Origin of the sequence: Streptomyces sp. 1331.2 (assembly GCF_900199205.1) — a bacterium.
Taxonomy (GTDB): Bacteria; Actinomycetota; Actinomycetes; order Streptomycetales; family Streptomycetaceae; genus Kitasatospora.
In genome coordinates, this window is sequence record NZ_OBMJ01000001.1 from 4302784 (window position 1) to 4325710 (window position 22927).

The following is a 22927-nucleotide window of genomic DNA, read 5'->3' on the forward strand; positions in this document are numbered from 1 at the left end:
GATACCAACCATGCGGTTTCGGCCGGTGCCGTCCGCATGCGAGCGCCGCTCCTGGCCGGGGGCGCGCGCCGACAGCAGCCGGGCGGGGCGGGGATCACGCCCGGGTGGAATCCGGTTCGGTCCGGAGGGGGGCCAGTGGTCAAGCAGGAACGGGCTGGGCGGACCCGGCAGGCCGTGCTGCTCGCCGCGGCGGAGACCTTCGCACGGGTGGGCTTCGAAGCCGCCAGCCTGGTCGACATCAGCCGGCGGGCCGGGGTCAGCAAGGGCGCCCTCTACTTCCACTTCGTGTCCAAGCAGGCCCTCGCCGACGGCGTGCGCCGCGCCGCCGGACGGGAGATCGGCTCGGCCGCGCTGCGCGCCCTGCGCGCCGACGGCCCGGCCCTCCAGGGACTGATCGACCTCTCGCACGAGCTGGCCCGGATGCTGCGCGAGGACGTGGTGGTGCGGGCCGGCGTCCGGCTCGGCCGCAGGGGGCCGAGCCGGGAGGACACCCCGGGCGCCCCGCCCGGGCCCGACGCCACCTGGCGCAGCCTCACCGCCGTCGTCCAGCGGCTGCTGGACCGCGCGGCCGAGGCCGGCGAGCTGCACCCCGGGGTGGACCGGCGGGCCGCCGCCGAGCTGCTCACCTCGGTGGCGGCGGGGCAGGTGCTGCTGGCGGGCGAGGAGGGCGACCGGCCCCGGCCGGAGGCGGTGCGGCGAGTCTGGACGGCTGCGCTGCCGGCCCTGGTGGCCGCGGACCGCCGGGCCGGCTACCGGCTCTGAACGACCCCGCCGTACGTCGGAACGCCACGGGTGCGGGCCTCAGGAGGGGGTGCGCTCGGCCACGCTCAGCCGGGCGAGCGCGTGCGGCTGGACCAGGCCGGGCAGCAGCAGCGTCCACAGGTCGGCCATCCGCTGGATCAGGTCCTGCCGGTCGGCCAGCACTTGGGAGCTCAGCTGGATCCCGGTGACGGCCCCGGTGATCACCCCGGAGGCGGCGACCAGGTCGATGCCCGGGTGGAGGTCACCGGCGTCCCGGGCCTGCTCCAGCAGCGCCCGGACCAGGTCCATCCAGCCCTGGTAGGCCGCGATCTGCGGCTGGGTGAAGCTGCCGTGTTCGATCGTCAGCCGGATGCTGCCGCGCACCAGCGGATCGGACTGCAGCGCGCGGGCGAAGGCGTACCCGAGGTCGATCAGGTTCTGCACCGAGCTGTCCGAGGCCGGCTCCCAGCCGGCGATCCAGGCGCCCTGCCCCTCGATGACGGCGAGCGCCAGCTCCTCCTTGGAGCGGAAGTGGAAGTACAGCGCGCCCTTGGTGACGCCGGCGCGGTCCAGGATCTCGGACATCGTGGCGGCGGCGTAGCCGCGCTCGTCGAAGACCTCGGCCGCCGCGAGCAGCACCGTCTGGCGGGTCGCCAGCGCGCGGGCCTGCCTGGCCATCGCAGCCTCCCTGGGAAGTTCTGGTACCTCGGCAGCGGCCGATCCTATGGGGGCCGACGGGGCGGCGGAGGCATACCGTCCAGTAGGCATCCTACCGAGCCGCCCGGGGCCGGGTACGCCCGACGGCCGGTCACCCGGGCGGGGTGACCGGCCGTCGACGGACGCCGCGGTGCGTCAGAGCGTGTCTCAGGCGGCCTGCTGCCAGCTGACCGGCGAGAAGTAGGCCGGGCGGCGCTCCAGGCGGTGCCAGGTGGCGATCGGCTCGACCGGGGCGGTGGCGGCGGCCTGCTGCGCGGCGGCGGCGCGCGCCATCAGGACGGCGGTCAGGGCGGCGAGTTCCTCGTCGCTGAGGCTGCCGCGGACGATGCGGACGAGGGGTTCGGCGGAAGCGGTCATGTCCTGGTTTCTCCCCCGGTGGCTGTGGTGTGAGGTGGTGGCCGGTGCGGCGTGCTGCGGTGGACCGCGCTGCTACATCGGCGGGTTGCCGTGCTTGCGGCTGGGCAGGTCGGCGTGCTTGGTGCGGAGCATGGCCAGGGCGGAAGCGATCACCTGGCGGGTCTCGGCCGGGTCGATGACGTCGTCCACGAGGCCGCGCTCGGCCGCGTAGTACGGGTGCATCAGCTCGTTCTTGTATTCCTTGATCTTCTGGGCGCGCATCGCGTCCGGGTCCTCGGCGGCGTTGATCTCGCGCCGGAAGATGACGTTGGCGGCGCCCTCGGCACCCATCACGGCGATCTCGTTGGTCGGCCAGGCGTAGGACAGGTCGGCGCCGATGGAGCGGGAGTCCATCACGATGTAGGCGCCGCCGTAGGCCTTGCGCAGGATCAGCGAGATGCGCGGCACGGTGGCGTTGCAGTACGCGTACAGCAGCTTGGCGCCGTGGCGGATGATGCCGCCGTGCTCCTGGTCGACGCCGGGCAGGAAGCCGGGGACGTCCAGCAGGGTGAGCAGCGGGATGTTGAAGGCGTCGCACATCTGGACGAAGCGCGCGGCCTTCTCGCTGGCGTTGATGTCCAGCACGCCGGCCAGCGACTGCGGCTGGTTGGCGATGATGCCGGTGACGTGGCCGTCGACGCGGGCGAGCACGCAGAGCACGTTGGTGGCCCAGCGCTCGTGGACCTCCAGGTACTCGCCGTGGTCGACGATCTCCTCGATCACCTTGCGCATGTCGTACGGGCGGTTGCCGTCGGCGGGCACCAGGTCCAGCAGGCTGTCGTTGCGGCGCTCGACCGGGTCCTCGGTGACGACGGACGGCGGCATCTCGCGGTTGTTCTGCGGCAGCAGCGACAGGAGGTAGCGGACCTCCTCGATGCAGGACTGCTCGTCGTCGTAGATGAAGTGGGCGACACCGGAGACGCCGGCGTGCACGTCGGCGCCGCCGAGGCCGTTCTGGGTGATCTTCTCGCCGGTCACGGCCTGGACCACGTCCGGGCCGGTGATGAACATCTGCGAGGTCTCGCGGACCATGAAGACGAAGTCGGTCAGCGCGGGGGAGTACGCGGCGCCGCCGGCGCACGGGCCGAGCATCACCGAGATCTGCGGGATGACGCCGGAGGCCTTGGTGTTGCGCTGGAAGATGCCGCCGTAGCCGGCGAGGGCGGTGACGCCCTCCTGGATGCGGGCGCCGGCGCCGTCGTTCAGCGAGACCAGCGGCGCACCGGCCGCGATGGCCATGTCCATGATCTTGTGGATCTTCTGCGCGTGGGCCTCGCCCAGGGCGCCGCCGAAGATCCGGAAGTCGTGCGCGTAGGTGAAGACGGTGCGGCCGTGGACGGTGCCCCAGCCGACGACGACGCCGTCGGTGTGCGGCTTCTTGGCCTCCAGGCCGAAGCCCTGGGCGCGGTGCCGGCGCAGCGGCTCGACCTCGCGGAAGGAGCCCTCGTCCAGCAGCAGCTCGATGCGCTCGCGGGCGGTCAGCTTGCCCTTGGCGTGCTGGGCCTCGGTCGCCTTGTCGCTGGGGCCGCGGAGGACCTGCTCGCGCAGCTCGTGCAGCTCGGCGACCCGCCCGCGGGCGTCGGCCGGGACCTCGGGGACCTCGCCGTCGACCGGCGCCTCATGCACAACCGTCATCTCGAACCACTCCAAGGGTGAGGGAACTGTCCGACAGCCAACGTCTGCTGTGCCCCCGGCCGCGAATCACTTTCTTCACTTATGACTGTACGAGGGGCCGTGCGCTGGTTTCGGCGTCGATTCCGTACAAGGTCGGGTTCGTTTAGCTGTCAGGGCTGCACAGAAGAGGGCGCACCGGGGCGGGAGCGCTCCGTGTTCGTTCGAATACGGGGGGTTGTCGCAAAGGTGACAGTCAGATGATCTGTGTGTGAAGAAAAGCGCAGGTCAGGGCCATCCCGCGGCCGTACGGGCCGGTCGTCCCGGGGGCCGCCTTCGTCCCGCCCGGGTCAAGGGTCCCGGTCGAGGCCATGTGGGTGAGCGGGCGTTCAGTCGTAGGGAAGCGCCAAAAACGCCGCAGCCCACCCGGGGCCGCCCGGGTGGGCTGTTGGAGGGAGGGCGCGAACCGCCGTGATCAGCTCTTCCTGCCGTCCTCGGGCTCGTCCCGGTCCCGCAGCTCCTGCTCCCGGCGGCGCAGATCGGCCTCCCACTGCTTGAGCATGTCCTCGTGCTCGTTGTTGCCCTTCTTCAACGAGGCGAGGAATTCGGGGTCGTCGTCCGGCGCGAGCGGGCGCCCGCCGCGCGCGGACGGGTGGCCGGTTCGGCCCGCGCGGCCGTCGGCGGCCGGCTGCCCCGGGTGCCCGTCGGCGGCGGTCCGCAGGAAGCCGCGCTGCTTGCCCGCGATCAGCCAGGCGATCGGGCCCAGCGGCGGGAAGAGCAGCACGATCAGCACCCAGACCACCTTCGGCAGGTGCCGCACCTCGTCCTCGGGGGTGGTCAGGCAGTCGACGAACGCCCAGACCCAGAGCGCGAGCGGAAGGACGACGGTCAGCAGAATCCGCAACATGGCTGCGATCTCCCCCCAACGGGCGGCGGTGGCGGGCGCCTTCCCGGGGCCCTTGACGCAAGCCAGGCTATCGGGTGGCGGATACTGACAGGCATGGCATACGACGATCTCCGCTCGTTTCTCCGGGCCCTCGACCGTGAAGGCGACCTCAAGCGCATCAAGGCGGAGGTCGACCCCCACCTGGAGATCGGCGAGATCGTCGACCGGGTGCAGAAGGCCAAGGGCCCCGCGCTGCTCTTCGAGAACGTCAAGGGCTCGTCGATGCCGCTCGCGATGAACGTCTTCGGCACCGAGCGGCGCCTGGCCAAGGCGCTCGGCCTCAAGGGCCCGGACGACATCGCCGAGAAGATCGCCGGCCTGCTCAAGCCCGAACTGCCGCAGGGCTTCACCGGTTTCCGCGACGCCTTCGGCAAGCTCGCCTCGATGGCGCACGTCCCGCCCAGGCACGTGAAGTCCGGCGACGCGCCGGTCCAGGAGGTCGTGCTCACCGGCGAGGACGTCAACCTGGACGAGCTGCCCGCCCTCTTCACCTGGCCGCTGGACGGCGGCTCCTTCTTCAACCTGGGCCTCACCCACACCAAGGACCCGGACACCGGCATCCGCAACCTGGGCCTCTACCGGCTCCAGCGGCACGACCGCCGCACCATCGGCATGCACTGGCAGATCCACAAGGACAGCCGCAACCACTACGCGGTGGCGGCCAAGCGCGGCGAACGCCTCCCGGTCGCGATCGCCTTCGGCTGCCCGCCGGCCGTCACCTACGCGGCCACCGCGCCGCTGCCCGGGGACATCGACGAGTACCTCTTCGCCGGCTTCGTCGCCGGGGAGCGGGTGCGGATGGTCGACTGCAAGACCGTGCCGCTGCAGGTCCCGGCCGACGCCGAGGTGGTCCTGGAGGGCTGGCTGGAGCCCGGCGAGATGCTGCCCGAGGGCCCGTTCGGCGACCACACCGGCTTCTACACCCCGCAGGAGCCCTTCCCGGCGCTGACGATCGACTGCGTGACGATGCGCCGCCGTCCGATCCTGCAGTCCATCGTGGTCGGCCGCCCGCCGACGGAGGACGGCCCGCTGGGCAAGTTCACCGAGCGCTTCTTCCTGCCGCTGCTGAAGATCATCATCCCGGACATCGTCGACTACGACCTGCCCGAGGCCGGCGGCTTCCACAACTGCGTGATCGTCTCGATCGACAAGAAGTACCCCAAGCACGCCCAGAAGACGATGCACGCCATCTGGGGCGCCCACATGATGTCGCTCACCAAGCTGATCATCGTGGTGGACGCCGACTGCGACGTGCACGACTACCAGGAAGTCGCCTGGCGGGCCTTCGGCAACGTCGACTACAGCCGGGACCTCACCGTGGTCGAGGGCCCGGTGGACCACCTGGACCACGCCTCGTACCAGCAGTTCTGGGGAGGCAAGGCCGGCATCGACGCCACCCGGAAACTCCCCGAGGAGGGCTACACCCGGGACGGCGGCTGGCCGGAGATGGTGTCCTCCGACCCGGCGACGGCTGCGCTGGTCTCCCGGCGCTGGAAGGAATACGGACTGTGATGAGCACGGCCGCAGTTGAGACCCCCGGGCGCACGAAGGCCTTCCTGCGCCTGGTGATGATCGAGCACTCGGTCTTCGCCCTGCCCTTCGCGTACATCGCCGCGCTGACGGCCATGTTCCTCGCCGACAAGCGGGTGCACTGGGGCGAGTTGTTCATCGTCACGGTGTGCATGGTCGGCCTGCGCACCTTCGCCATGGCGGCGAACCGGATCATCGACCGCGAGATCGACGCCCGCAACCCGCGCACCGCCTCGCGCGAACTCGTCACCGGCGCCGTCTCGTTGAAGACCGCGTACGTCGGCTCCGCCGTCGCCCTGGTGGTCTTCCTCGGCGCGGCCGCGCTGCTCAACCCGCTCTGCCTGGCGCTCGCGCCGGTGGCCGTCGTGCCGATGGTCGTCTACCCGTACGGCAAGCGGTTCACCGACTTCCCGCAGGCGATCCTCGGCCTGGCCCAGGCGATGGGCCCGGTCGGCGCCTGGCTCGCGGTGACCGGCACGTGGTCCTGGGACGCCGCCGTCCTCGGCGGCGCGGTCGGCATCTGGATCGGCGGCTTCGACCTCATCTACGCCTGCCAGGACGTCGAGTCCGACCGCGAGAACGGTGTCGGCTCGCCGCCGGCCCGCTTCGGCGTGCCGGCGGCGATCCGGGGCGCGCGGGTGTGCCACGTCCTCACGACGCTTCTGCTGGGCTGGTTCGCGGTGCTCACCGACGCCGGTGTGGCGTTCTGGATCGGCCTCGCGGTCGTCGCGGGCGCGTTCGTGTACGAGCACACCATCGTGAAGCCGAACGACCTGTCGAAGCTCAACCGCGCGTTCTTCCAGACGAACAGCTTCGTCGGCATTTCGCTGTTCTTCTTCGCGCTGGTGGACCTGCTCCTTCGTGGGCTCGGAATCTGATTCCCACGAGGCCGCTGTTCGTCCGAGCTCACTCGCGGTCGTCGGACCGGCGGGAGTCCGGGTCCTGCTTCGCATCAGTTGTGGAGGAAGGCCTCCAGGGACGCGGCCAGGGCGACCGGGGTCTCGTACATCGGGTAGTGGCCGGTGCCGCTGAGCTCCTCCAGCACGGCGTTGGGGTAGTGGGTGAGGAAGGTGGCGCGCATGACGTCGGCGGTGAGGGCGAGGTCGTGTTCGCCGACGATCACCTTGACCGGGACGGGATTGCCGTTGATCCGGCGTTCCAGGTCGGCGGTGGTCCAGTCGCGGACGTAGCCGGCGAAGGCCTCGCGGGTGGAGAGCTGCAGCGACTGGTCGACCATGCGGTCGAGCCAGACCCGGCCGGCCCGCTGCCCGGTGACCAGGTCGAGGATCGCCAGGCGCTTCTCCCGGTCCTCTGAGGCGCCGTGGAACAGCGCCTCGCCGGCCTCGTCCAGCGGGTAGGCGCCGGCCGGCACCGGGGCCAGGCCGACCAGCTTGCGCACCCGCAGCGGCGCCTCGGCGAGGACCTGCTGGGCCGCCTTGCCGCCCATCGAGTGGCCGACCACCGAGAAGCGCTCCCAGCCGAGTTGGTCGGCGAGGGCGAGGGCGTCGGTGGCGATCTCGGCGAGCGTGTAGTCGCCGGTGACGTCCTTGCGCCGGCCGTAGCCGCGGTAGTCGAGGAAGGCGTAGCTGAAGGCGCGGCCGTCGAGGTAGTCGAGGAAGGGGCCCCAGCCGGCGCTGGTGCCGAACCAGTCGTGCAGGACCAGGACGTGGTGGTCGCCGGTGCCGGTCATGCGGTGGGGGATCGTCATGCCGTTGGTCGTTCCCCCCGGGCCGCCCGTCCGAACCGCCGGCCGAACCACCGGCAGGACCCGGGCCGGACTGAGTCCGGCCGGACACCTCTTGCGGCCCGATCGGCGGGTCCCGGTAGAGGAGTTGGCGAGCTGTCAGTCGAGCACGATGCGGTCGCCGACGCGCAGGCGGCCCGGGGCGGCGACCTCGGCGAGGGCGTCGAGGCGGCCGTCGTGGGCGTGCACGACGGCCTTGAGGATCTCGGGTGCGTGCGGCAGTCCGGGCTGCGGGGCACCGGTCATCGTGCAGCGCTCGCTGGAGGTGACGAAGGCGAGCCGGGCGCTGCCGGGGGCCTCGCCGCGGGCCTGGCGGCCGAACCAGTCGTCCTCGACGAAGGGCGGGGTGCCGGGCGGGGTGCGCAGCACGACGTTGGGGCGGAAGCGGCGTTCGTCGACGGCGGCGAACGGGACGGCCTCGCGGATCCAGTCCAGGGTGGCGGTGGTGAGCACGCTGACCGGCAGCCGGTCGAAGTGCGAAACGGCGTCCTCGCGGGCGAGTTCGACGTCCTCGCGCTGGAGGTAGGCGCGCAGGAAGGCGGTCGGCCGGTCGACCGGGCGGCCGAGCGGGTCGAACAGTTCGGGGCCGTCGATCCGGTGGCCGAGCCGGGCGGAGAGGCGGAGCAGGCCGTCCATCCGCCGGAAGCGGCGGGTGTTCTTGCCGGAGCCGAGCTTCCCGGCCGCGTCGCGGACGGCGTAGAGGCGGTCGCCGGCGAGGCCGCGCTCGTCCACCTCGACGGAGTCGAGCCGCTCGCCGCCGGTGGATTTCACGGGGTAGCGCCAGAGTCGCTCGATCACTCCGATGATCTCTGCCATGGCCGGACAGCCTAGTGGCGCCACCGGGGGATGGTCTAGACCAAGTCCCGTACGGGCGGGGGCGATCCGGCGGGTGGACGGGCGCCTCGGCCGGTGCGGGGTCAGCCCAGCCGGGCCACCGCCCGTACCGGGGCGCCGTCCGCTGCGACCAGCCGCAGCGGGAACAGCGAGACCTCCACCGGGCGGCCGGCCTGCTGCGCCTCCAGCAGTGCCCGCAGGTCGGTCAGGTTCTCGGCGATCACCCCGCCGCCGGGCGCCCCCAGCAGCACCCGGTGCGCGGCGAGCGACGGCTCCTCGGCGGGCCCTCCTCCGGGTGCGTCGTGCTCGTCGGCGAGATCGGCGAGCAGCGCGGCCACCGCCGGGTCGCCCGGGCCCGGGTCGGGGGTCGGATCCACGCTCAGCGCGTCCACCCCGACGGTGCGCACCCCGGCGGCGACGATCGCCTCCGCGGCCTCCGGGGTCAGGCTGGGGTGGGCGAGGTAGGTGTCGGTGCCCCAGTGCCGGGCCCAGCCGGTGGCCAGCAGCAGCACGGTGCCCTCGCCGGAGTACGCGGCCCGCTCCAGCGCGGGCGCCAACTGCTCGGGGGTGACGGCCGTCCGGGGCTCCAGCCCGCGCAGGTCGGCGAGGACGGCCGGGCCGGTGAACCGCTCCAGCGGCAGTCCGTCCAGGGTCGGCCAGGTCACGTCCACGTGGTACGGCGCGTCCACGTGCGTCCCGGACTGCGAGCCGAGGTGCAGGGCCAGCACGTTCACCCCGGCGGTGGCGGTGGTGAGCGCGGGCTCCAGCAGGACGGCCGGATCGCCGGGGTAGACCGGCATCGCGGTGGTCACCTGATGGGTGAGGTCGACGAGGGTCGCTGCCATGCCCCCATCCTTCCAGGGGGACCGCGGATGCGGCCCTGCCGGGGGAAGCCGGATAGAAATGCCCCATGGGAACTGCGAAGCGTCAGCCGTGGGTGGTCGGGGTCTCGGGAGCGTCGGGGACGCCGTACGCGGCCTCGGTGATCCGGGGTCTGCTGGCCGCCGGGGAGGCGGTGGACCTCGTGGTGAGCCGGGCCGCCCGGCTCACCATCCTGGACGAGACCGGCATCTCCTTCCGGGACGCCCACTGGCGCACCGACCTGGGCGCCTGGCTGGCCGTCGACGAGAGCGGCCTGGAGGACGTCCGCTACTGGCCCCCCGGGGACTTCGCGGCCGGCCCGTCCAGCGGCTCGTACCCCGCCAAGGGCATGCTGGTGGTGCCCGCGACCACCGGCGCGGTGGCCGGGATCGCGCTCGGGCTGAGCAAGGACCTGTTGCAGCGGGTCGCCAGCGTCACCCTCAAGGAGCGCCGTCCGCTCGTCGTCTGCGTGCGCGAGACACCACTCAACGGGGTGACGTTGAAGCACTTGGTGGAACTCGACGCGCAGGGCGCCGTCGTGCTCCCCGCCTCGCCCGGTTTCTACGCCGGCGGCTCCACCGTGCGCGAACTCGTGGATTTCGTGGCCGGAAGGGTGCTGGACGCCGTCGGCGTGCCGCATTCCCTGTACCTGCGCTGGGAAGGGGAGTTGGGGGCGGCGGCCCGCCGGAGCGACACCGGTGGCGCCGCAACTGCTGAGGGGGAGTAAGGAGACCGAGGGCGGGAGAGTATCTTCTCTGCGATATCCGGGTCTTTCGGCGCACGGCGCCTTTGAATCCGGATAATGATCTGTGGGTCTGGAGAGGTTCGGAAGGACGCGGACGGTATATGGACACGGTGGACAGACAGCTCATCCAGGCGCTCCGGGAGAACGGCCGTGCGTCCTACGCCGAGCTGGGCCGGCTGGTCGGACTCTCCGGCCCGAGCGTCACGGACCGGATCAACCGCCTGGAACAGGCCGGGGTGATCACCGGCTACCGGGCGACGGTCAACCCGGCCTCGCTCGGCTTCGGCGTCACGGCCCTGATCGGCCTCCAGCTCACGGACGCCGCGGACCACGAGGACGTCGCGTTCCGGCTGAAGGACCTCAACGAGGTCGAGGACTGCTGGTTCATCGCGGGTGACGACTCCTACATGCTCAAGGTCCGGGTGGCCGACGTGGCCGGCCTGGAGTCGGTGGTGAAGCGGATCTCGGGCACGAAAGGCGTGGCCCGGACCCGCACCACCGTCGTACTCTCCACGAAGTGGGAGAACCGGGTGAGTGAACTTCCTCCTGTAGGAGAGTGACGCATGGCACTGGTCGGTCTGGAGGAGCTGCGCGCTGCTCGGCAGCGGATCGCGGGGGTCGCCGTGCGCACCCCGCTGGTTCCCGCCCCCTGGGCGGCCGAGGGGGAGCGGCGGCTCTGGCTCAAGCCCGAGAACCTCCAGCCGACCGGGGCCTTCAAGACCCGCGGCGCCTTCAACCGGCTGGCCGCGCTCGGCGAGGCCGAGCGGGCCCGCGGCGTGGTCGCCCAGTCGAGCGGCAACCACGCGCAGGCGGTGGCGTACGCGGCCCGGATCCTCGGCATCAAGGCCGTGATCGTGATGCCGGACACCTCGCCTGCGGTGAAGGTGGACGCCACCCGGGGCTTCGGCGCCGAGGTGGTACTGGTGTCCCCCGCGGAGCGGGACACCCTGCCGGGCGAGCTGGCGGAGAAGCACGGCTACGTCTGGGTGCCCCCGTACGACGACCCGTTCGTCATCGCGGGCCAGGGCACGGTCGGCCTGGAGATCGCCGAGGACGCCCCGGCCGAGCTGGACACCGTCCTGGTACCGGTCAGCGGTGGCGGCCTGATCGGCGGGACGGCGGCCGCGCTCAAGCTGACCCGCCCGGGCATCCGGGTGATCGGCGTGGAGCCCGAGCTGGCCGCCGACGCGCAGGCGAGCCTGCGCTCCGGTCGCCGGGTGGAGTGGCCGGTCGCCGACACCTACCGGACGATCGCGGACGGCCTGCGCACCCCGTCCGTCGGCGCGCTGCCCTACGAGCACATCACCGCCTACGTGGACGACATCGTCACCGTCACCGAGGACGAGATCCGCGCCACCGTCGCTCTGCTGGCCCGCCGCGGCCGGCTGGTAGCCGAGCCCTCGGGCGCGGTCGCCCCGGCCGCGTACTTCCACCGCGCCGCCGAGACCGGCGGCCAGGCGGTGGCGGCCGTGGTCAGCGGCGGCAACATCGAGCCCGCCCTGCTCGCGGAGCTCCTGTCGGCGTAGGCGTACGCTCGTTCCGGCAAGGAATCGAAGTCGGAGGAGGCGGGGCACCGCATGGACGCAGGGCTCAAGCGCGAGCTGGAGGCGAAGGTCTACGCGGGTGAGCGGCTGACCCGCGAGGACGGGATCGCGCTCTACGAGAGCGACGACCTGGCCTGGCTGGGCGGGCTGGCCCACCACGTGCGGACGCGCAAGAACGGTGACGTCGTCCACTTCAACGTCAACCGCCACCTCAACATGACCAACGTGTGCAGCGCCTCCTGCGCGTACTGCTCGTTCCAGCGCAAGCCGGGCGAGAAGGACGCCTACACGATGCGCATCGAGGAGGCCGTCCGGCTCGCCAAGGCGATGGAGGTCGAGTCCCTCACCGAGCTGCACATCGTCAACGGCCTGCACCCGACCCTGCCGTGGCGCTACTACCCGCGCTCGCTGCGGGAGCTGAAGGCGGCGCTGCCGAACGTCTCGCTGAAGGCCTTCACCGCCACCGAGATCCACTGGTTCGAGAAGATCAGCGGCCTGTCCGCCGACGAGATCCTGGACGAGCTGATCGACGCCGGCCTGGAGTCGCTGACCGGCGGCGGCGCGGAGATCTTCGACTGGGAGGTCCGCCAGCACATCGTCGACCACGACACCCACTGGGAGGACTGGTCGCGGATCCACCGCCTCGCGCACGCCAAGGGCCTCAAGACGCCGGCCACCATGCTGTACGGCCACATCGAGGAGCCCCGCCACCGGGTGGACCACGTGCTGCGGCTGCGCGAGCTGCAGGACGAGACCGGCGGATTCCAGGTCTTCATCCCGCTGCGCTACCAGCACGACTTCCACGACTCCAAGGACGGCGTCGTACGCAACAAGCTGATGGCCCGCACCGAGATGGCCACCGGCGCCGAGGCGCTGAAGACCTTCGCGGTCTCCCGGCTGCTCTTCGACAACGTGCCGCACGTCAAGGTCTTCTGGGTGATGCACGGCGTCACCACTGCCCAGCTGGCGCTCAGCCACGGCGCGGACGACATGGACGGCTCGGTGGTCGAGTACAAGATCACCCACGACGCGGACAACTTCGGCACCCCGAACAAGCTCGGCCGTGACGACCTGCTCGGCCTGATCCGCGACGCCGGCTTCCGCCCGGTCGAGCGCAACACCCGCTACGAGGTCATCCGCGAGTACGAGGGCCCGGACCCGATGCGCCGCGAGGCCCCGCAGGCGATGCGCCTCTGACACCCCGTCCGACCTGCGGACCTTCCCCGCCGCCCGGGCCGCCTGCAGGCCCGGGCGGCGGCGTCTTCACGGCCTCCGCACCCGCCCCGGGTTTACCAACGGGTACGGCGTTTGGCAGGATCGACAGCATGTCCGGTTCTCATCGCGCCACCGAGTACCCGCCGTACCAGCCGATGCAGGAGCCGGTGTACGGGGTGCCGCAGCAGCCGTATGAGCAGTCGTACGAGCAGCCGCACCCCTCCTACGAGGCGTACGGGCAGCCCGCCCCGCAGGAGTACGGCCAGGGCGGGTACCAGTCGTACCAGTCGTACCAGCAGAGCCCTGACGGGTACGTCGAGGCGTACGACCAGCCGTTCCAGCCGTACGGGGCGGAGCCGGAGCAGTTCCACCAGGAGCCGGTGTACGAGCCGGAGCCGGTCTACGGGCAGTCCGAGCCGGTCTACCAGCACTCCGAGCCGGTGTACGAGCCGGAACCGGCCTACGAGCCCGAGCCGGTCTACGTGCCCGAGCCGCTCGCCCCCGTCGTGCCCGTGGCGGCCGCCGCCCCCGTTTCGGGATCCAGGGCCGCCGCCCGCGGCCGGCGCCGCAAGGCGAAGCAGAAACGTCACGGCAAGGCGGTGATGGCCGGCACCGCGCTGCTGGTCGCCGCCACCGCCGGCTGGTACGCCGTCGGCCAGAACGACGCCAAGCCCGGCCTCACCGCCGCCGACGGCCCCGGCCCGGAGGGCGTCAACAAGCCCGACCAGCCCGCCCCCGCCGCCGCCCAGGCCGCCGCCGACCGCCAGTCCGCGCCCGCGGCCGCCGCCCGCGGCGAGGCCCGCGCGGACCTCTCGGTGGCCGCGATACCCGGCCTCGGCGCCACCTTCACCGCGAAGATCCCCGCCGAGACCACCCAGGTCGTGGTCGCCTCCGGCGCCGACCGGAACACCGACAAGAACACCGTCGTCCTCTGGACCCGCACCCCCGAGGGCCGCTGGCTGGCCGGCGAGACCTGGCAGGGCCACAACGGCAAGAACGGCTGGACCGCCGACCACAACGAAGGCGACCTGCGCAGCCCGATCGGCGTCTACAGCCTCACCGACGCGGGCGGCCGCAAGGACGACCCGGGCAGCAAGCTCCCGTACGACAAGGACCCGAGCTTCGTCGTCTCCGGCACCGGCTTCTTCGGCGACCAGCTGGCCGGCTCCTTCGACTACGTGGTCGCGATCAACTACAACCGGGTGGCCGGCAACTCCCCGCTCGACACCCGCCGCCCGATGGGCGCCAGGAAGGGCGGCGGCATCTGGCTCCACGTGGACCACGACGGCCCCACCCACGGCTGCGTGTCGATCCCCGAGGACAAGATGGCCCAGCTGATCCGCACCCTGGACCCGGCCGCCCACCCCGTCATCGTGATGGGCGACGCGCCGACGCTGGCCACCTGACCCCGGCGGAAGCCCGACGGCCCGGGCGCCGCACGGCCCCTTGTGGATCTCCTACAGATCGCGGGGCCGGATCCTGTCGCCGGTCGTGCCCCGCTGACCAGCGGGTAACCCGGTTCCATGGCACCATGAGCGGTTCTCGCATTGTGGCACTCGGCCACTACCAGCCCCCCAAGGTCCTCACCAACGACGACCTGGCGGCGCTCGTCGACACCGACGACGAGTGGATCCGCACCCGGGTGGGCATCCGTACCCGGCACATTGCCGAGGGCGAGAGCCTGGTCGACCTCGCCACCGAGGCCGCGCAGAAGGCGCTCGCCAACAGCGGCCGCACGGCGGAGGAGATCGACCTCGTCGTGGTCGCCACCTGCACCGCGATCGAGCGCAGCCCCAACACCGCCGCGGCCGTGGCCGCCCGGCTGGGGGTGCGCACCCCCGCCGCGTACGACATCAACACGGTCTGCTCCGGCTTCTCGTACGCCCTGGCCACCGCCGACCACGCGATCCGGGCCGGCGCGGCCCGCCGCGCGCTGGTGATCGGCGCCGAGCGGATGTCCGACACGCTGGACTGGACCGACCGCTCCACCTGCGTGATCTTCGGCGACGGTGCGGGCGCCGCGGTGGTCGAGGCCCAGGAGGACGGCGCCGAGCCCGGCATCGGGCCGGTGGTCTGGGGCTCCGAGCCGGAGAAGGGCGACGCCGTGGTGATCACCGGCTGGGATCCGGTGATCAGTCAGCAGGGCCAGTCGGTGTTCCGCTGGGCCACCACCCAGCTCGCCCCGCTCGCCCGGCAGGCCTGCGAGCGGGCCGGGATCGACCCGTCCGAGCTGAAGGGCTTCGTCCCGCACCAGGCCAACCTGCGGATCATCGACGCGATCGCCAAGAAGCTGGGCCTCGGTGACGCGGTGGTGGCCCGGGACGTGGTCGACTCCGGCAACACCTCGGCCGCCTCCATCCCGCTGGCCTTCTCCAAGCTGGTCGAGCGCGGCGAGCTCTCGCCCGGCGACCCGGTCCTGCTCTTCGGCTTCGGCGGCGGCCTCGCCTACGCGGGCCAGGTCGTCCGCTGCCCGTAACTCCACACGGTCCCGCCGCGGAGGCGAGCGGGCGAGTAGCAGCAAAATGCCGGTGGGCGGGCACCCCTTGCACGGGGTGCCCGCCCACCGGCATGTCTGGCGCGCTTGCGGTACGTCGGCGGACCTCCCCCGAGGACACGGCCGCCGTCCGTCGTTCCCCGGACAGGAGGCCGGGGCTGCGCGCGGAGCGGATGGTGGGTCGGCGGTGGGTCTACTTGGGCGGCTTCTTGCCGGTGACGCCCAGGTACACCAAGGGAGCGAGGTTGGGCTTGAGGTCCTTGACCTTGACGCCCCAGGAGGTGAAGGCCTTCTGGTGCTCGGCCGCCGATGCGAGCAGCGAGACCAGGGCCCCGGCCACGGCGTTGGGGTCGAGCGACTTGTCGGCCTGACCCTTCGCCTGGAGTTCCTTGACGGCCTCCGCGAGCGGCTTGGCGACCGCGTTGAGGACCGTCATGCGGATCTTGAAGAACCGCTTGTCCCCTTCGGCGGCACCGAGCGTGACCACTCGGAGAATGGCGTCGTTCTTGCGCCAGAAGGCGAGGAATCCGTCGACCAGTTCTTCCGAAGTGGTCGGTCCGGACTTCCCTGCCCAGGACTTTCCGGCCACCAGCTCTTTGAGGGTGTCGGCGTCCTTGGCCATTTCCTCGGCGATTTCGAGGACTGCGCCCTCGACATCCGGGAAGTACTGGTAGAAGGTCGCGGGGGAGGTACCCGCCATACGGGCGACGTCGATGACCTTGACGTCCCGATAGGGCGACGTGCTGAGCATCTCGCGGAGGCAGTCGAGCAGCTTCTGCCGCGTCTCCTGTCCGCGTCGCCCGGCGACGCGACCGTCGACGGTGCGAACTTGTCCTGTCATGCCGTCAGCTTACCGTGGCAAGATCTTGGCGCGATTCGGTGATGCGACTATTACTCCGCACGGGGGGTTGGTATAGCGGCATGAACCGCTTCGGACGGATATTCACCGGGCTCTGAAGGGCCTGTTGAAGCCCCCCCGTGTGCTTTCGATCTCGCAGCGTGACGGCGAGTCCGCTGAGGGATGGTCGTGTGACAGAGCGTGACGAACTTGGGTCGGTGGCGAACCGTCCGGAAGTGGACGGTCCGGCGGGTCCGGCGCAAGCCGCGGCCGGAGCGGACGTCAGAATCCGGCCGTTCCGTCCGCGCTGACCAGGGGCCCGCCCGGCGGGTCGTCCGCTCGGGTCGGCGGGCCCTCCGAGCGGGGGAGGTTGGAGATGCACCGGGCGGCATTGGAGAATCGGGTCCGGCACCACGCGGCGGGTGCGGACAACGGGGAGGTGGCAGCGGAGTGGACCAGCTGACGGCGCACGATCCGAGGCGGATCGGGCCCTTCGAGGTGCTGGGGCGGCTCGGCGCGGGTGGGATGGGGCTGGTCTACCTGGCGCGCTCCGCGGCCGGCCGACGGGTGGCCATCAAGACCGTCCGGGCGGAGCTGGCCGAGGACGACCTGTTCCGCGTCCGCTTCGCCCGGGAGATCGCGGCCGCCAAGACGGTCGGCGGCTTCTACACGGCGGCCGTGGTGGACGCCGACGCGGACGCCCGGGTGCCCTGGCTGGCCACCGCGTACATCCCGGCCCCCTCGCTGGAGGACCTGGTCGAGGACTGCGGCCCGCTGCCGGTGGAGGCCACCCGCTGGCTGGTCGCCGGCATCGCGGAGGCCCTGGAGTCCATCCACGCGGCCGGACTGATCCACCGCGACCTCAAGCCCTCCAACGTCCTGGTGGTCGAGGACGGGCCGAAGGTGATCGACTTCGGCATCGCGGCCGGGGTCTCCAGCACCCGGCTCACCATGACCAACGTCGCGGTCGGCACCCCCGCCTACATGTCCCCCGAGCAGGCCCGGGACAGCCGGACCGTCCGGGGCGCCAGCGACGTCTTCTCGCTCGGCTCGCTGATGGTCTTCTGCGCCACCGGCCACCCGCCGTACCGGGGCTCCAACCCGGTCGAGACGGTGTTCCAGCTGCTGCGCGAGGAGCCGGACCTGACCGGCATGCCGCCGGAGCTGATGGACCTGGTCCGGGCCTGCATGCAGCAGGCGCCCGAGCGCAGGCCCACCCCGGCGCAGATCCAGGCCGAGCTGGCCCCGCACCTCTTCTCCCGGGACGACGCCTCCGGCGAGGCCAGCGACTGGCTCCCCGCCAACGCGCTGGAGCTGATCGAGCGCAAGCGCGGCCGCCGGCAGACCGCGCCGCCGCCCCGGGCCGCGCACGGCCCGTCCGAGCCGCCGCAGTCCCACCCGCACCCGCACGCGCCCCCGCCGCACCCGCAGCAGTCCCACGGGCCGGCCGACCCGCGCACCAACCCGGGCGGGCGGCACGCGCAGTCGCCGGCCGGGCCGGTGCACAGCGCGCCGCAGCCGGGCCACGCCTCCGACGCCGAGATCCCGACCGCGAAGATCGCCGCCCCGAACCGGCACCGCGCGCCCGCCGGCAGCGGCGACGTCGAGGTGCAGCTGTCCGGCGCCTCGGTGCGGATAGGCCCGGGGCCGCGCGCCGAGCACGAGCAGCCCGGCCCGAACACCGCTCCGGCCGCGACCGACTGGGTCCGCCGGACGGCCCCCACCCCGCCGCCCGTGCCGGCCCCGGCCGCCCGCTGGCGCCCCTGGCGGTTCCGGATGTCCAACGACGTCTGGGGCACCCCGCTCGTCGCCGACGGCACGCTCTTCGTCTCCAGCTTCGAGGTGCACGCGCTGGACATCGGCTCCGGCGAGCGCCGCTACAAGACCCGGGACGTCGCCTGGGCGCTCGCGGTGGACGCCGGCCGGGTGCACGCCGCCGACGGCCCGCACCTGTACACCGTGGACGCCGCGGACGGCACCGAGCGCTGGCGCACCTCGCTGGAGGGCTGGGTCTACTCGCTCTCCGCCGCCGACGGCGTGCTCTGCTGCGGCATCAGGGGCGGCGGCGTCCAGCTGCGCTCGGCCGCCAACGGCGCCGAGCTGTGGCGGGCCGACGACGCCCAGCAGGACTACGAGAACCCGCAGTCCGGCCCTGTCCTGGTGGGCGGCGCCGCCTACTACTACGGCGCCGGGCGGCTGCGCTGCATCGACCCGCGCGGCGCCGGCCTGCGCTGGTCGTTCCCGGTCGGCGAGGACGTGCCCTCGCACCCGGTCGAGCGCGGCGGCGTGCTGTACGTGACGGCCGGCACCCGGGTGTACGCGCTGGACGCGGCCAGCGGGGCCGAGCGCTGGCGCTTCGAGGCCCCGGTGGTGCTGTTCACCCCGCCGGCCCTGGACGCCGACGCGGTCTACGTGGCCGACTACCTGGGCACCGTCTACGCGCTGGACGCGGCCACCGGCCTGGACCGCTGGCGCGGGGTCACCGGCAGCCGCCAGGGCGCCGAGCCGGTGGTGGTCGGGGACGGCATGGTGCTGGTCGGCAGCGGCGAGGTGCTGTACGCCTTCGAGGCGGCGACCGGCCGGGAGCGCTGGCGCTACACCGCCCGCGGCGAGATCGTCGGCTCCCCGGCGGTGGCCGACGGCCTGGTGCACCTGGGCAGCCGGGACCACTCGCTGCACACCCTGGACCTGGCGAGCGGTCAGCTGCGCTGGGAGCTCGGCACCAAGGGCGAGCTCACCGGTTCACCGGTGGCGGTCGGCGGGCGGGTCTTCGTCGGCTCCAAGGACCGCTGCGTCTACGCGCTGGACGCCTTCTACGGCACGGCCGTCCCGGTGCGCTGAGCCGGTGCCTTGAACCGGTGCCTTGAACCGGTACGGCGGCGGGGCGGGCGCCCCGCCGCCGTGGCGGACGGCTCAGGAGCGGGCTCGGGCCCGGCTCAGGAGCTCAGGCCTTGCGGGCCTCGGGGTGGCGGCTGCACCAGCCCTCCCACGCGGAGGCCACCATCTCCTCCACGCCGTGGCGCGCGGTCCAGTCCAGCTCGCGGTGGATCAGGTCGGCGGAGGCCACCACCCGGGCGGGGTCACCGGGGCGGCGGGGCGTCACCTCGGCGGTGGTGTCGTAGCCGGTCACCTTGCCGATCACCTCCAGCATCTCCTTGACGCTGACGCCCTCGCCGCGGCCGATGTTGAGCACCAGCGTGGTCTCCCCGGCCGGGTCGGCGGCCAGTCGCTTGGCGGCCGCCACGTGCGCCGAGGCGATGTCGGAGACGTGGATGAAGTCGCGCACGCAGGTGCCGTCCGGCGTCGGGTAGTCGCCGCCGAAGATCCGCGGGGCCTGGCCCGCGGTCAGCCGCTCGAACACCATCGGGATCAGGTTGAACACGCCGGCGTCGGAGAGCTCGGGGGAGGCGGCACCGGCCACGTTGAAGTAGCGCAGGGCCACGGTGGACATGCCGTACGCCTTGCCGGCCGCGGCGACCAGCCACTCGCCGGCCAGCTTGGTCTCGCCGTACGGGCTCATCGGGTCGCAGGGGGTCGACTCGGTGACCAGGTCGACGTCCGGCATGCCGTAGACGGCGGCGGAGGAGGAGAACAGGAAGCGCTTGACCCCGCCTTCGGCGGCCGCCTCCAGGACGGTCTGCAGGCCGATCACGTTCTCGCGGTAGTACAGGAAGGGCTGCTCGACCGACTCGCCGACCTGCTTCTTGGCGGCGAAGTGCAGGACGCCCTGGACGCCGTGCTCGCGGATCGCGGCGTCCAGGACGCTGCGGTCCAGGGTGGAGCCCTCGACCAGGACGACGTCGGACGGCAGGCGGGTGGCGTCGCCGGTGCTGAGGTCGTCCAGGACGACGACGCGCTCACCGGCGTCGAGCAGCTGGCGGACGACGTGTCCGCCGATGTATCCGGCACCGCCGGTGATCAACCAAGTCATGTGCTGATCCTAGGCGTTCGGATCCGGTCGACTTTCCGGCCGTGTTCCGGTCGATTTTTCGGGCGAGTCCGGCCAGCGAATCGGATAAATCGGTGAAATGCTGACAAAGATTTCCGTGTCCTCATGCCCGCGCTCCTCGGCGTGGTGACGAATCGGAGGCAGCCAGGTGAGCCGCAAGAAGGAACACAACCGCCCCCTGCCGGCCGGGCCCCGTCCGACCGGGCCCAAGGCGGTGCCCGGGGGGCGGTGGCCGGCGGCGGTCGCGGTCGCGGTGGCTACCGCACTGACCCTCGCCGGCTGCAGCAGCGGCTCGTCCTCCTCGGCCTCCTCCGCTTCCTCGCCCTCGGCCGGCGCCAAGCAGGCCTCCTCGGCCCCGACGCAGGGCGCCAACCAGCTGCAGGACGCCTACCAGAAGGTGATCGCCGACGTGCTGCCCTCGGTGGTGCAGATCACCACCGGCGACAGCCTCGGCTCCGGGATCGTCTACGACGACAAGGGCGACATCGTCACCAACGCCCACGTGGTCGGAACCGCGAACACCTTCACCGTGACCCTCGCCAACAGCACCAAGGCGCTGGACGCCACGCTGGTCGGCAGCTACCCCGACTCCGACCTCGCGGTGATCCGGCTGAGCAGCCCGCCCGGTGGCCTCAAGCCCGCGACCTTCGGCGACTCCTCCAAGGTCGAGCTCGGCCAGATCACCCTCGCCATGGGCAGCCCGCTCGGACTCTCCAGCAGCGTCACCCAGGGCATCGTCTCGGCCATCGGCCGGACCGTCTCCGAACCCCAGGGCCCCGGCTCGCCCGGCGCCACCATCGGCAACATGGTGCAGACCTCGGCCGCGATCAACCCGGGCAACAGCGGCGGCGCGCTGGTCAACCTGGACAGCCAGGTGATCGGCATCAACACGCTCGCCGCGACCGAGCCGCAGGCCAACGGCGCCGCCGCCCCCGGCATCGGCTTCGCCATCCCGGCGAGCACCATCACCAACATCGCCGGCCAGCTGATCAAGCAGGGCAAGGTCACCAACTCCGGCCGGGCCGCGCTCGGCATCACCGCCCGGACCAGCTTCAACCAGCAGTTCCAGCCGGCCGGAGCGGTCATCGTGGCGGTCAGCCCGTCCGGCGCGGCCGCCGCGGCGGGGCTGCAGCCCGGGGACGTCATCACCAGGATCGGCGACACCCCGGTCGACTCGCTGAACGCGCTCACCACCGCGCTCGCCTCGCTCACCCCGGGCAGCAAGGTCACCGTCACCTACCTCAGGGACGGCAACTCCATGACCGCCGACGTCACCCTCGGCACGCTGGAGACCACCTCCTAGCCGTAGGACCCCTGGCCCCGGTGCGGCGGGCCGGGCCGCACGCCGCGCAAGGGTTCCGCGGGCCGGCTGCCGCACCGGATCGGCGCCGGGCCCCCGTCACTGCCTCGACGGGGGCCCGGCGCTTCTTGTCGTCCTCGGTGTGTCCTCGATGTCGGCCTCGGCGGGTCAGCGGCGGGCGGTGTGGGTGCGCCAGGGCAGTTCGACGGTGACGGTGGTGGGGCCGCCCTCCGGGCTGTCCACCAGGAAGACCCCGTCCACCGCGCGGATCCGCTCGGCCAGCCCGGCCAGGCCGCTGCCCGGGTAGGGGGCCGCGCCGCCCCGGCCGTCGTCCTGGACCAGCACCATCAGCTGGTCGTCCGAGCGCCAGACGTCGACCGAGGCGGTGCGGGCGCCCGCGTGCTTGGAGACGTTGGTCAGCAGCTCGCTGACGGTGAAGTACGCGATGCCCTCGACCGCCGAGTCCGGGCGCTGCGGCTCGCCGTCGGGGCCGGCCAGGTCGACCTTCACCTTGACCCCGCCGGGGACGGTGCAGCGGGCGGACACCGCGGAGAGCGCGGCGTCCAGGCCGCGGTCGGTGAGCACCGCCGGGTGGATGCCGCGGGCCAGGTCGCGCAGCTCCTGCAGGGCCAGCTTCACCTCGCCGTGCGCGTTGTCGACCATCTTCGCGGCGGCCGCCATGTCCTCCTCGGTCTCCACCTCGCGCAGCCGCTCCTTGGCCATGCCGAGGTCCATCGCCAGCGCGACCAGCCGGGCCTGGGCGCCGTCGTGCAGGTCGCGCTCGATCCGGCGCAGGTCGGCGGCGGCGGTGTCGACGACGGTGCCGCGGTCGTCCTCCAGCTCGCGCACCCGCTCGGCGAGATCGCCCCCGGGGAAGAGCAGCGACTCGATCAGGATCCGGTCGATCGCCGCCAGGCCGCGGATCACCCAGGGCAGCACCGGCCACATCACCACGACCGCGACCAGGGTGACGGTGAAGCTGAGGATGCCCCAGGGCAGCATCAGCACGTTGTAGAGCGCGGTGCGCCAGTTCAGCAGGTCGGTGAGGTGGGCGATGGTGAAGCCGACCACGCCCGGGCGGCGCGGCTGCACCGGCTGCGGCTCGCGGATCCCGGAGCCGTACACCGCCCGGGCCCGGCGCCGGCCCAGCGCGCCCAGGGAGCGCTGGGCGGCCAGCCCGCCGGCCAGCAGAGGCAGGCCGACCACGGTCACCGACAGCCCCAGGCCGACCGAGAGCGTCACGACCGCCAGGACGAAGCCCGCGATGCCCAGCGGCAGGTTCAGCAGCAGCCGCCCGGCCTGGCGCCACATCCGGGCGCCGTACAGCGGCGGGCGCTCCATCCGGGCGTCCTGCTCCTTGATGGCGTCCACGGCGCGGCGGTGCAGCGGCTTCATCCGGATCTACCGTCCCTCTTGATCGTGTGACTGGACCAAGCTTCCCGAACCGGGGGCGGTGGGGGCC

The 22927-nt window shown here is 72.5% G+C and carries 21 protein-coding genes; 11 read left to right on the top strand and 10 right to left on the bottom strand.

Translation table 11 applies throughout. The features are described 5' to 3' along the window. The first annotated feature begins 135 nt into the window (after nucleotides 1-135). Nucleotides 136-762: a ScbR family autoregulator-binding transcription factor gene (locus CRP52_RS38330; RefSeq protein WP_097237406.1), complete on the top strand. Its 627-nt coding sequence runs from the start codon at nucleotides 136-138 to the stop codon at nucleotides 760-762. Between the two features lie 39 nt (nucleotides 763-801). On the opposite strand, the gene CRP52_RS18345 is transcribed toward CRP52_RS38330, so the two are convergent. The 4 genes from CRP52_RS18345 to CRP52_RS18360 form a co-directional block, all read right to left on the bottom strand. Further along, a complete protein-coding gene (locus CRP52_RS18345) occupies nucleotides 802-1419 on the bottom strand; it encodes a ScbR family autoregulator-binding transcription factor (RefSeq protein WP_179852843.1) in 618 nt (205 codons plus the stop codon). Between the two features lie 186 nt (nucleotides 1420-1605). Further along, nucleotides 1606-1815 (bottom strand): acyl-CoA carboxylase subunit epsilon, encoded by a 210-nt coding sequence (locus CRP52_RS18350; RefSeq protein ID WP_097237408.1) that lies wholly within the window; start codon nucleotides 1813-1815, stop codon nucleotides 1606-1608. A 72-nt stretch (nucleotides 1816-1887) separates the two neighbouring features. Beyond that, nucleotides 1888-3489, bottom strand: a complete 1602-nt coding sequence (locus CRP52_RS18355) for an acyl-CoA carboxylase subunit beta (RefSeq protein WP_097237409.1) — start codon at nucleotides 3487-3489, stop codon at nucleotides 1888-1890. A gap of 451 nt (nucleotides 3490-3940) precedes the next feature. Beyond that, entirely contained in the window at nucleotides 3941-4372 is a 432-nt protein-coding gene (locus CRP52_RS18360; RefSeq protein WP_097237410.1) for a PLD nuclease N-terminal domain-containing protein, read from the bottom strand. Nucleotides 4373-4465: 93 nt separating this feature from the next. Here CRP52_RS18360 and CRP52_RS18365 point away from each other — a divergent pair, with 93 nt between their 5' ends. Both CRP52_RS18365 and mqnP read left to right on the top strand, forming a co-directional pair. Next, entirely contained in the window at nucleotides 4466-5923 is a 1458-nt protein-coding gene (locus CRP52_RS18365) for a menaquinone biosynthesis decarboxylase (protein WP_097237411.1), read from the top strand. Further along, nucleotides 5923-6819 carry a menaquinone biosynthesis prenyltransferase MqnP gene (gene mqnP / locus CRP52_RS18370; protein WP_097237412.1) on the top strand — a complete coding sequence of 299 codons (897 nt, stop codon included), beginning with the start codon at nucleotides 5923-5925 and terminating at the stop codon, nucleotides 6817-6819. Before CRP52_RS18365 ends, mqnP begins: the two co-directional genes overlap by 1 nt. 74 nt (nucleotides 6820-6893) lie before the next feature. On the opposite strand, the gene CRP52_RS18375 is transcribed toward mqnP, so the two are convergent. The 3 genes from CRP52_RS18375 to CRP52_RS18385 all read right to left on the bottom strand — a co-directional run bounded on the left by CRP52_RS18375 (nucleotide 6894) and on the right by CRP52_RS18385 (nucleotide 9364). Continuing rightward, the gene (locus CRP52_RS18375) at nucleotides 6894-7649 is read right to left on the bottom strand and encodes an alpha/beta fold hydrolase (protein WP_097237413.1); all 756 of its coding nucleotides are present in this window, start codon (nucleotides 7647-7649) and stop codon (nucleotides 6894-6896) included. 135 nt (nucleotides 7650-7784) lie between these two features. Then, nucleotides 7785-8501 (bottom strand): MOSC domain-containing protein, encoded by a 717-nt coding sequence (locus CRP52_RS18380; RefSeq protein ID WP_097237414.1) that lies wholly within the window; start codon nucleotides 8499-8501, stop codon nucleotides 7785-7787. Between the two features lie 101 nt (nucleotides 8502-8602). After that, a complete protein-coding gene (locus tag CRP52_RS18385) occupies nucleotides 8603-9364 on the bottom strand; it encodes a cyclase family protein (protein WP_097237415.1) in 762 nt (253 codons plus the stop codon). A gap of 65 nt (nucleotides 9365-9429) precedes the next feature. On the opposite strand from CRP52_RS18385, the gene CRP52_RS18390 reads away from it, so the two are divergent. The 6 genes from CRP52_RS18390 (at nucleotide 9430) to CRP52_RS18415 (ending at nucleotide 15360) form a co-directional block, all read left to right on the top strand. Next, nucleotides 9430-10107 (top strand): UbiX family flavin prenyltransferase, encoded by a 678-nt coding sequence (locus tag CRP52_RS18390; RefSeq protein ID WP_097237416.1) that lies wholly within the window; start codon nucleotides 9430-9432, stop codon nucleotides 10105-10107. Between the two features lie 119 nt (nucleotides 10108-10226). Beyond that, nucleotides 10227-10685, top strand: a complete 459-nt coding sequence (locus CRP52_RS18395; protein WP_030055719.1) for an Lrp/AsnC family transcriptional regulator — start codon at nucleotides 10227-10229, stop codon at nucleotides 10683-10685. Nucleotides 10686-10688: 3 nt separating this feature from the next. After that, nucleotides 10689-11651: a threonine ammonia-lyase gene (locus CRP52_RS18400; RefSeq protein ID WP_097237417.1), complete on the top strand. Its 963-nt coding sequence runs from the start codon at nucleotides 10689-10691 to the stop codon at nucleotides 11649-11651. 51 nt (nucleotides 11652-11702) lie between these two features. Continuing rightward, nucleotides 11703-12866, top strand: coding sequence for an aminofutalosine synthase MqnE (gene mqnE, locus CRP52_RS18405; RefSeq protein WP_097237418.1), 1164 nt, complete (start codon nucleotides 11703-11705; stop codon nucleotides 12864-12866). Between the two features lie 128 nt (nucleotides 12867-12994). Further along, complete coding sequence (locus tag CRP52_RS40525; protein WP_306458871.1) at nucleotides 12995-14290, top strand: L,D-transpeptidase family protein; 1296 nt, start codon at nucleotides 12995-12997, stop codon at nucleotides 14288-14290. A gap of 125 nt (nucleotides 14291-14415) precedes the next feature. Further along, the gene (locus tag CRP52_RS18415; RefSeq protein ID WP_097237419.1) at nucleotides 14416-15360 is read left to right on the top strand and encodes a beta-ketoacyl-ACP synthase III; all 945 of its coding nucleotides are present in this window, start codon (nucleotides 14416-14418) and stop codon (nucleotides 15358-15360) included. A gap of 211 nt (nucleotides 15361-15571) precedes the next feature. On the opposite strand, the gene CRP52_RS18420 is transcribed toward CRP52_RS18415, so the two are convergent. Then, entirely contained in the window at nucleotides 15572-16219 is a 648-nt protein-coding gene (locus CRP52_RS18420; RefSeq protein WP_030055725.1) for a TetR family transcriptional regulator, read from the bottom strand. A gap of 447 nt (nucleotides 16220-16666) precedes the next feature. Between CRP52_RS18420 and CRP52_RS18425 the strand changes: the two genes are divergently transcribed. Next, nucleotides 16667-19057 (top strand): outer membrane protein assembly factor BamB family protein, encoded by a 2391-nt coding sequence (locus CRP52_RS18425; RefSeq protein WP_097237420.1) that lies wholly within the window; start codon nucleotides 16667-16669, stop codon nucleotides 19055-19057. 103 nt (nucleotides 19058-19160) lie between these two features. On the opposite strand, the gene galE is transcribed toward CRP52_RS18425, so the two are convergent. Next, nucleotides 19161-20147, bottom strand: a complete 987-nt coding sequence (gene galE / locus CRP52_RS18430) for a UDP-glucose 4-epimerase GalE (protein WP_097237421.1) — start codon at nucleotides 20145-20147, stop codon at nucleotides 19161-19163. A 232-nt stretch (nucleotides 20148-20379) separates the two neighbouring features. Between galE and CRP52_RS18435 the strand changes: the two genes are divergently transcribed. After that, entirely contained in the window at nucleotides 20380-21468 is a 1089-nt protein-coding gene (locus tag CRP52_RS18435) for a S1C family serine protease (protein WP_097240164.1), read from the top strand. 165 nt (nucleotides 21469-21633) lie between these two features. On the opposite strand, the gene CRP52_RS18440 is transcribed toward CRP52_RS18435, so the two are convergent. Then, entirely contained in the window at nucleotides 21634-22806 is a 1173-nt protein-coding gene (locus CRP52_RS18440) for a sensor histidine kinase (protein WP_257033087.1), read from the bottom strand. Nucleotides 22807-22927: the final 121 nt, after the last annotated feature.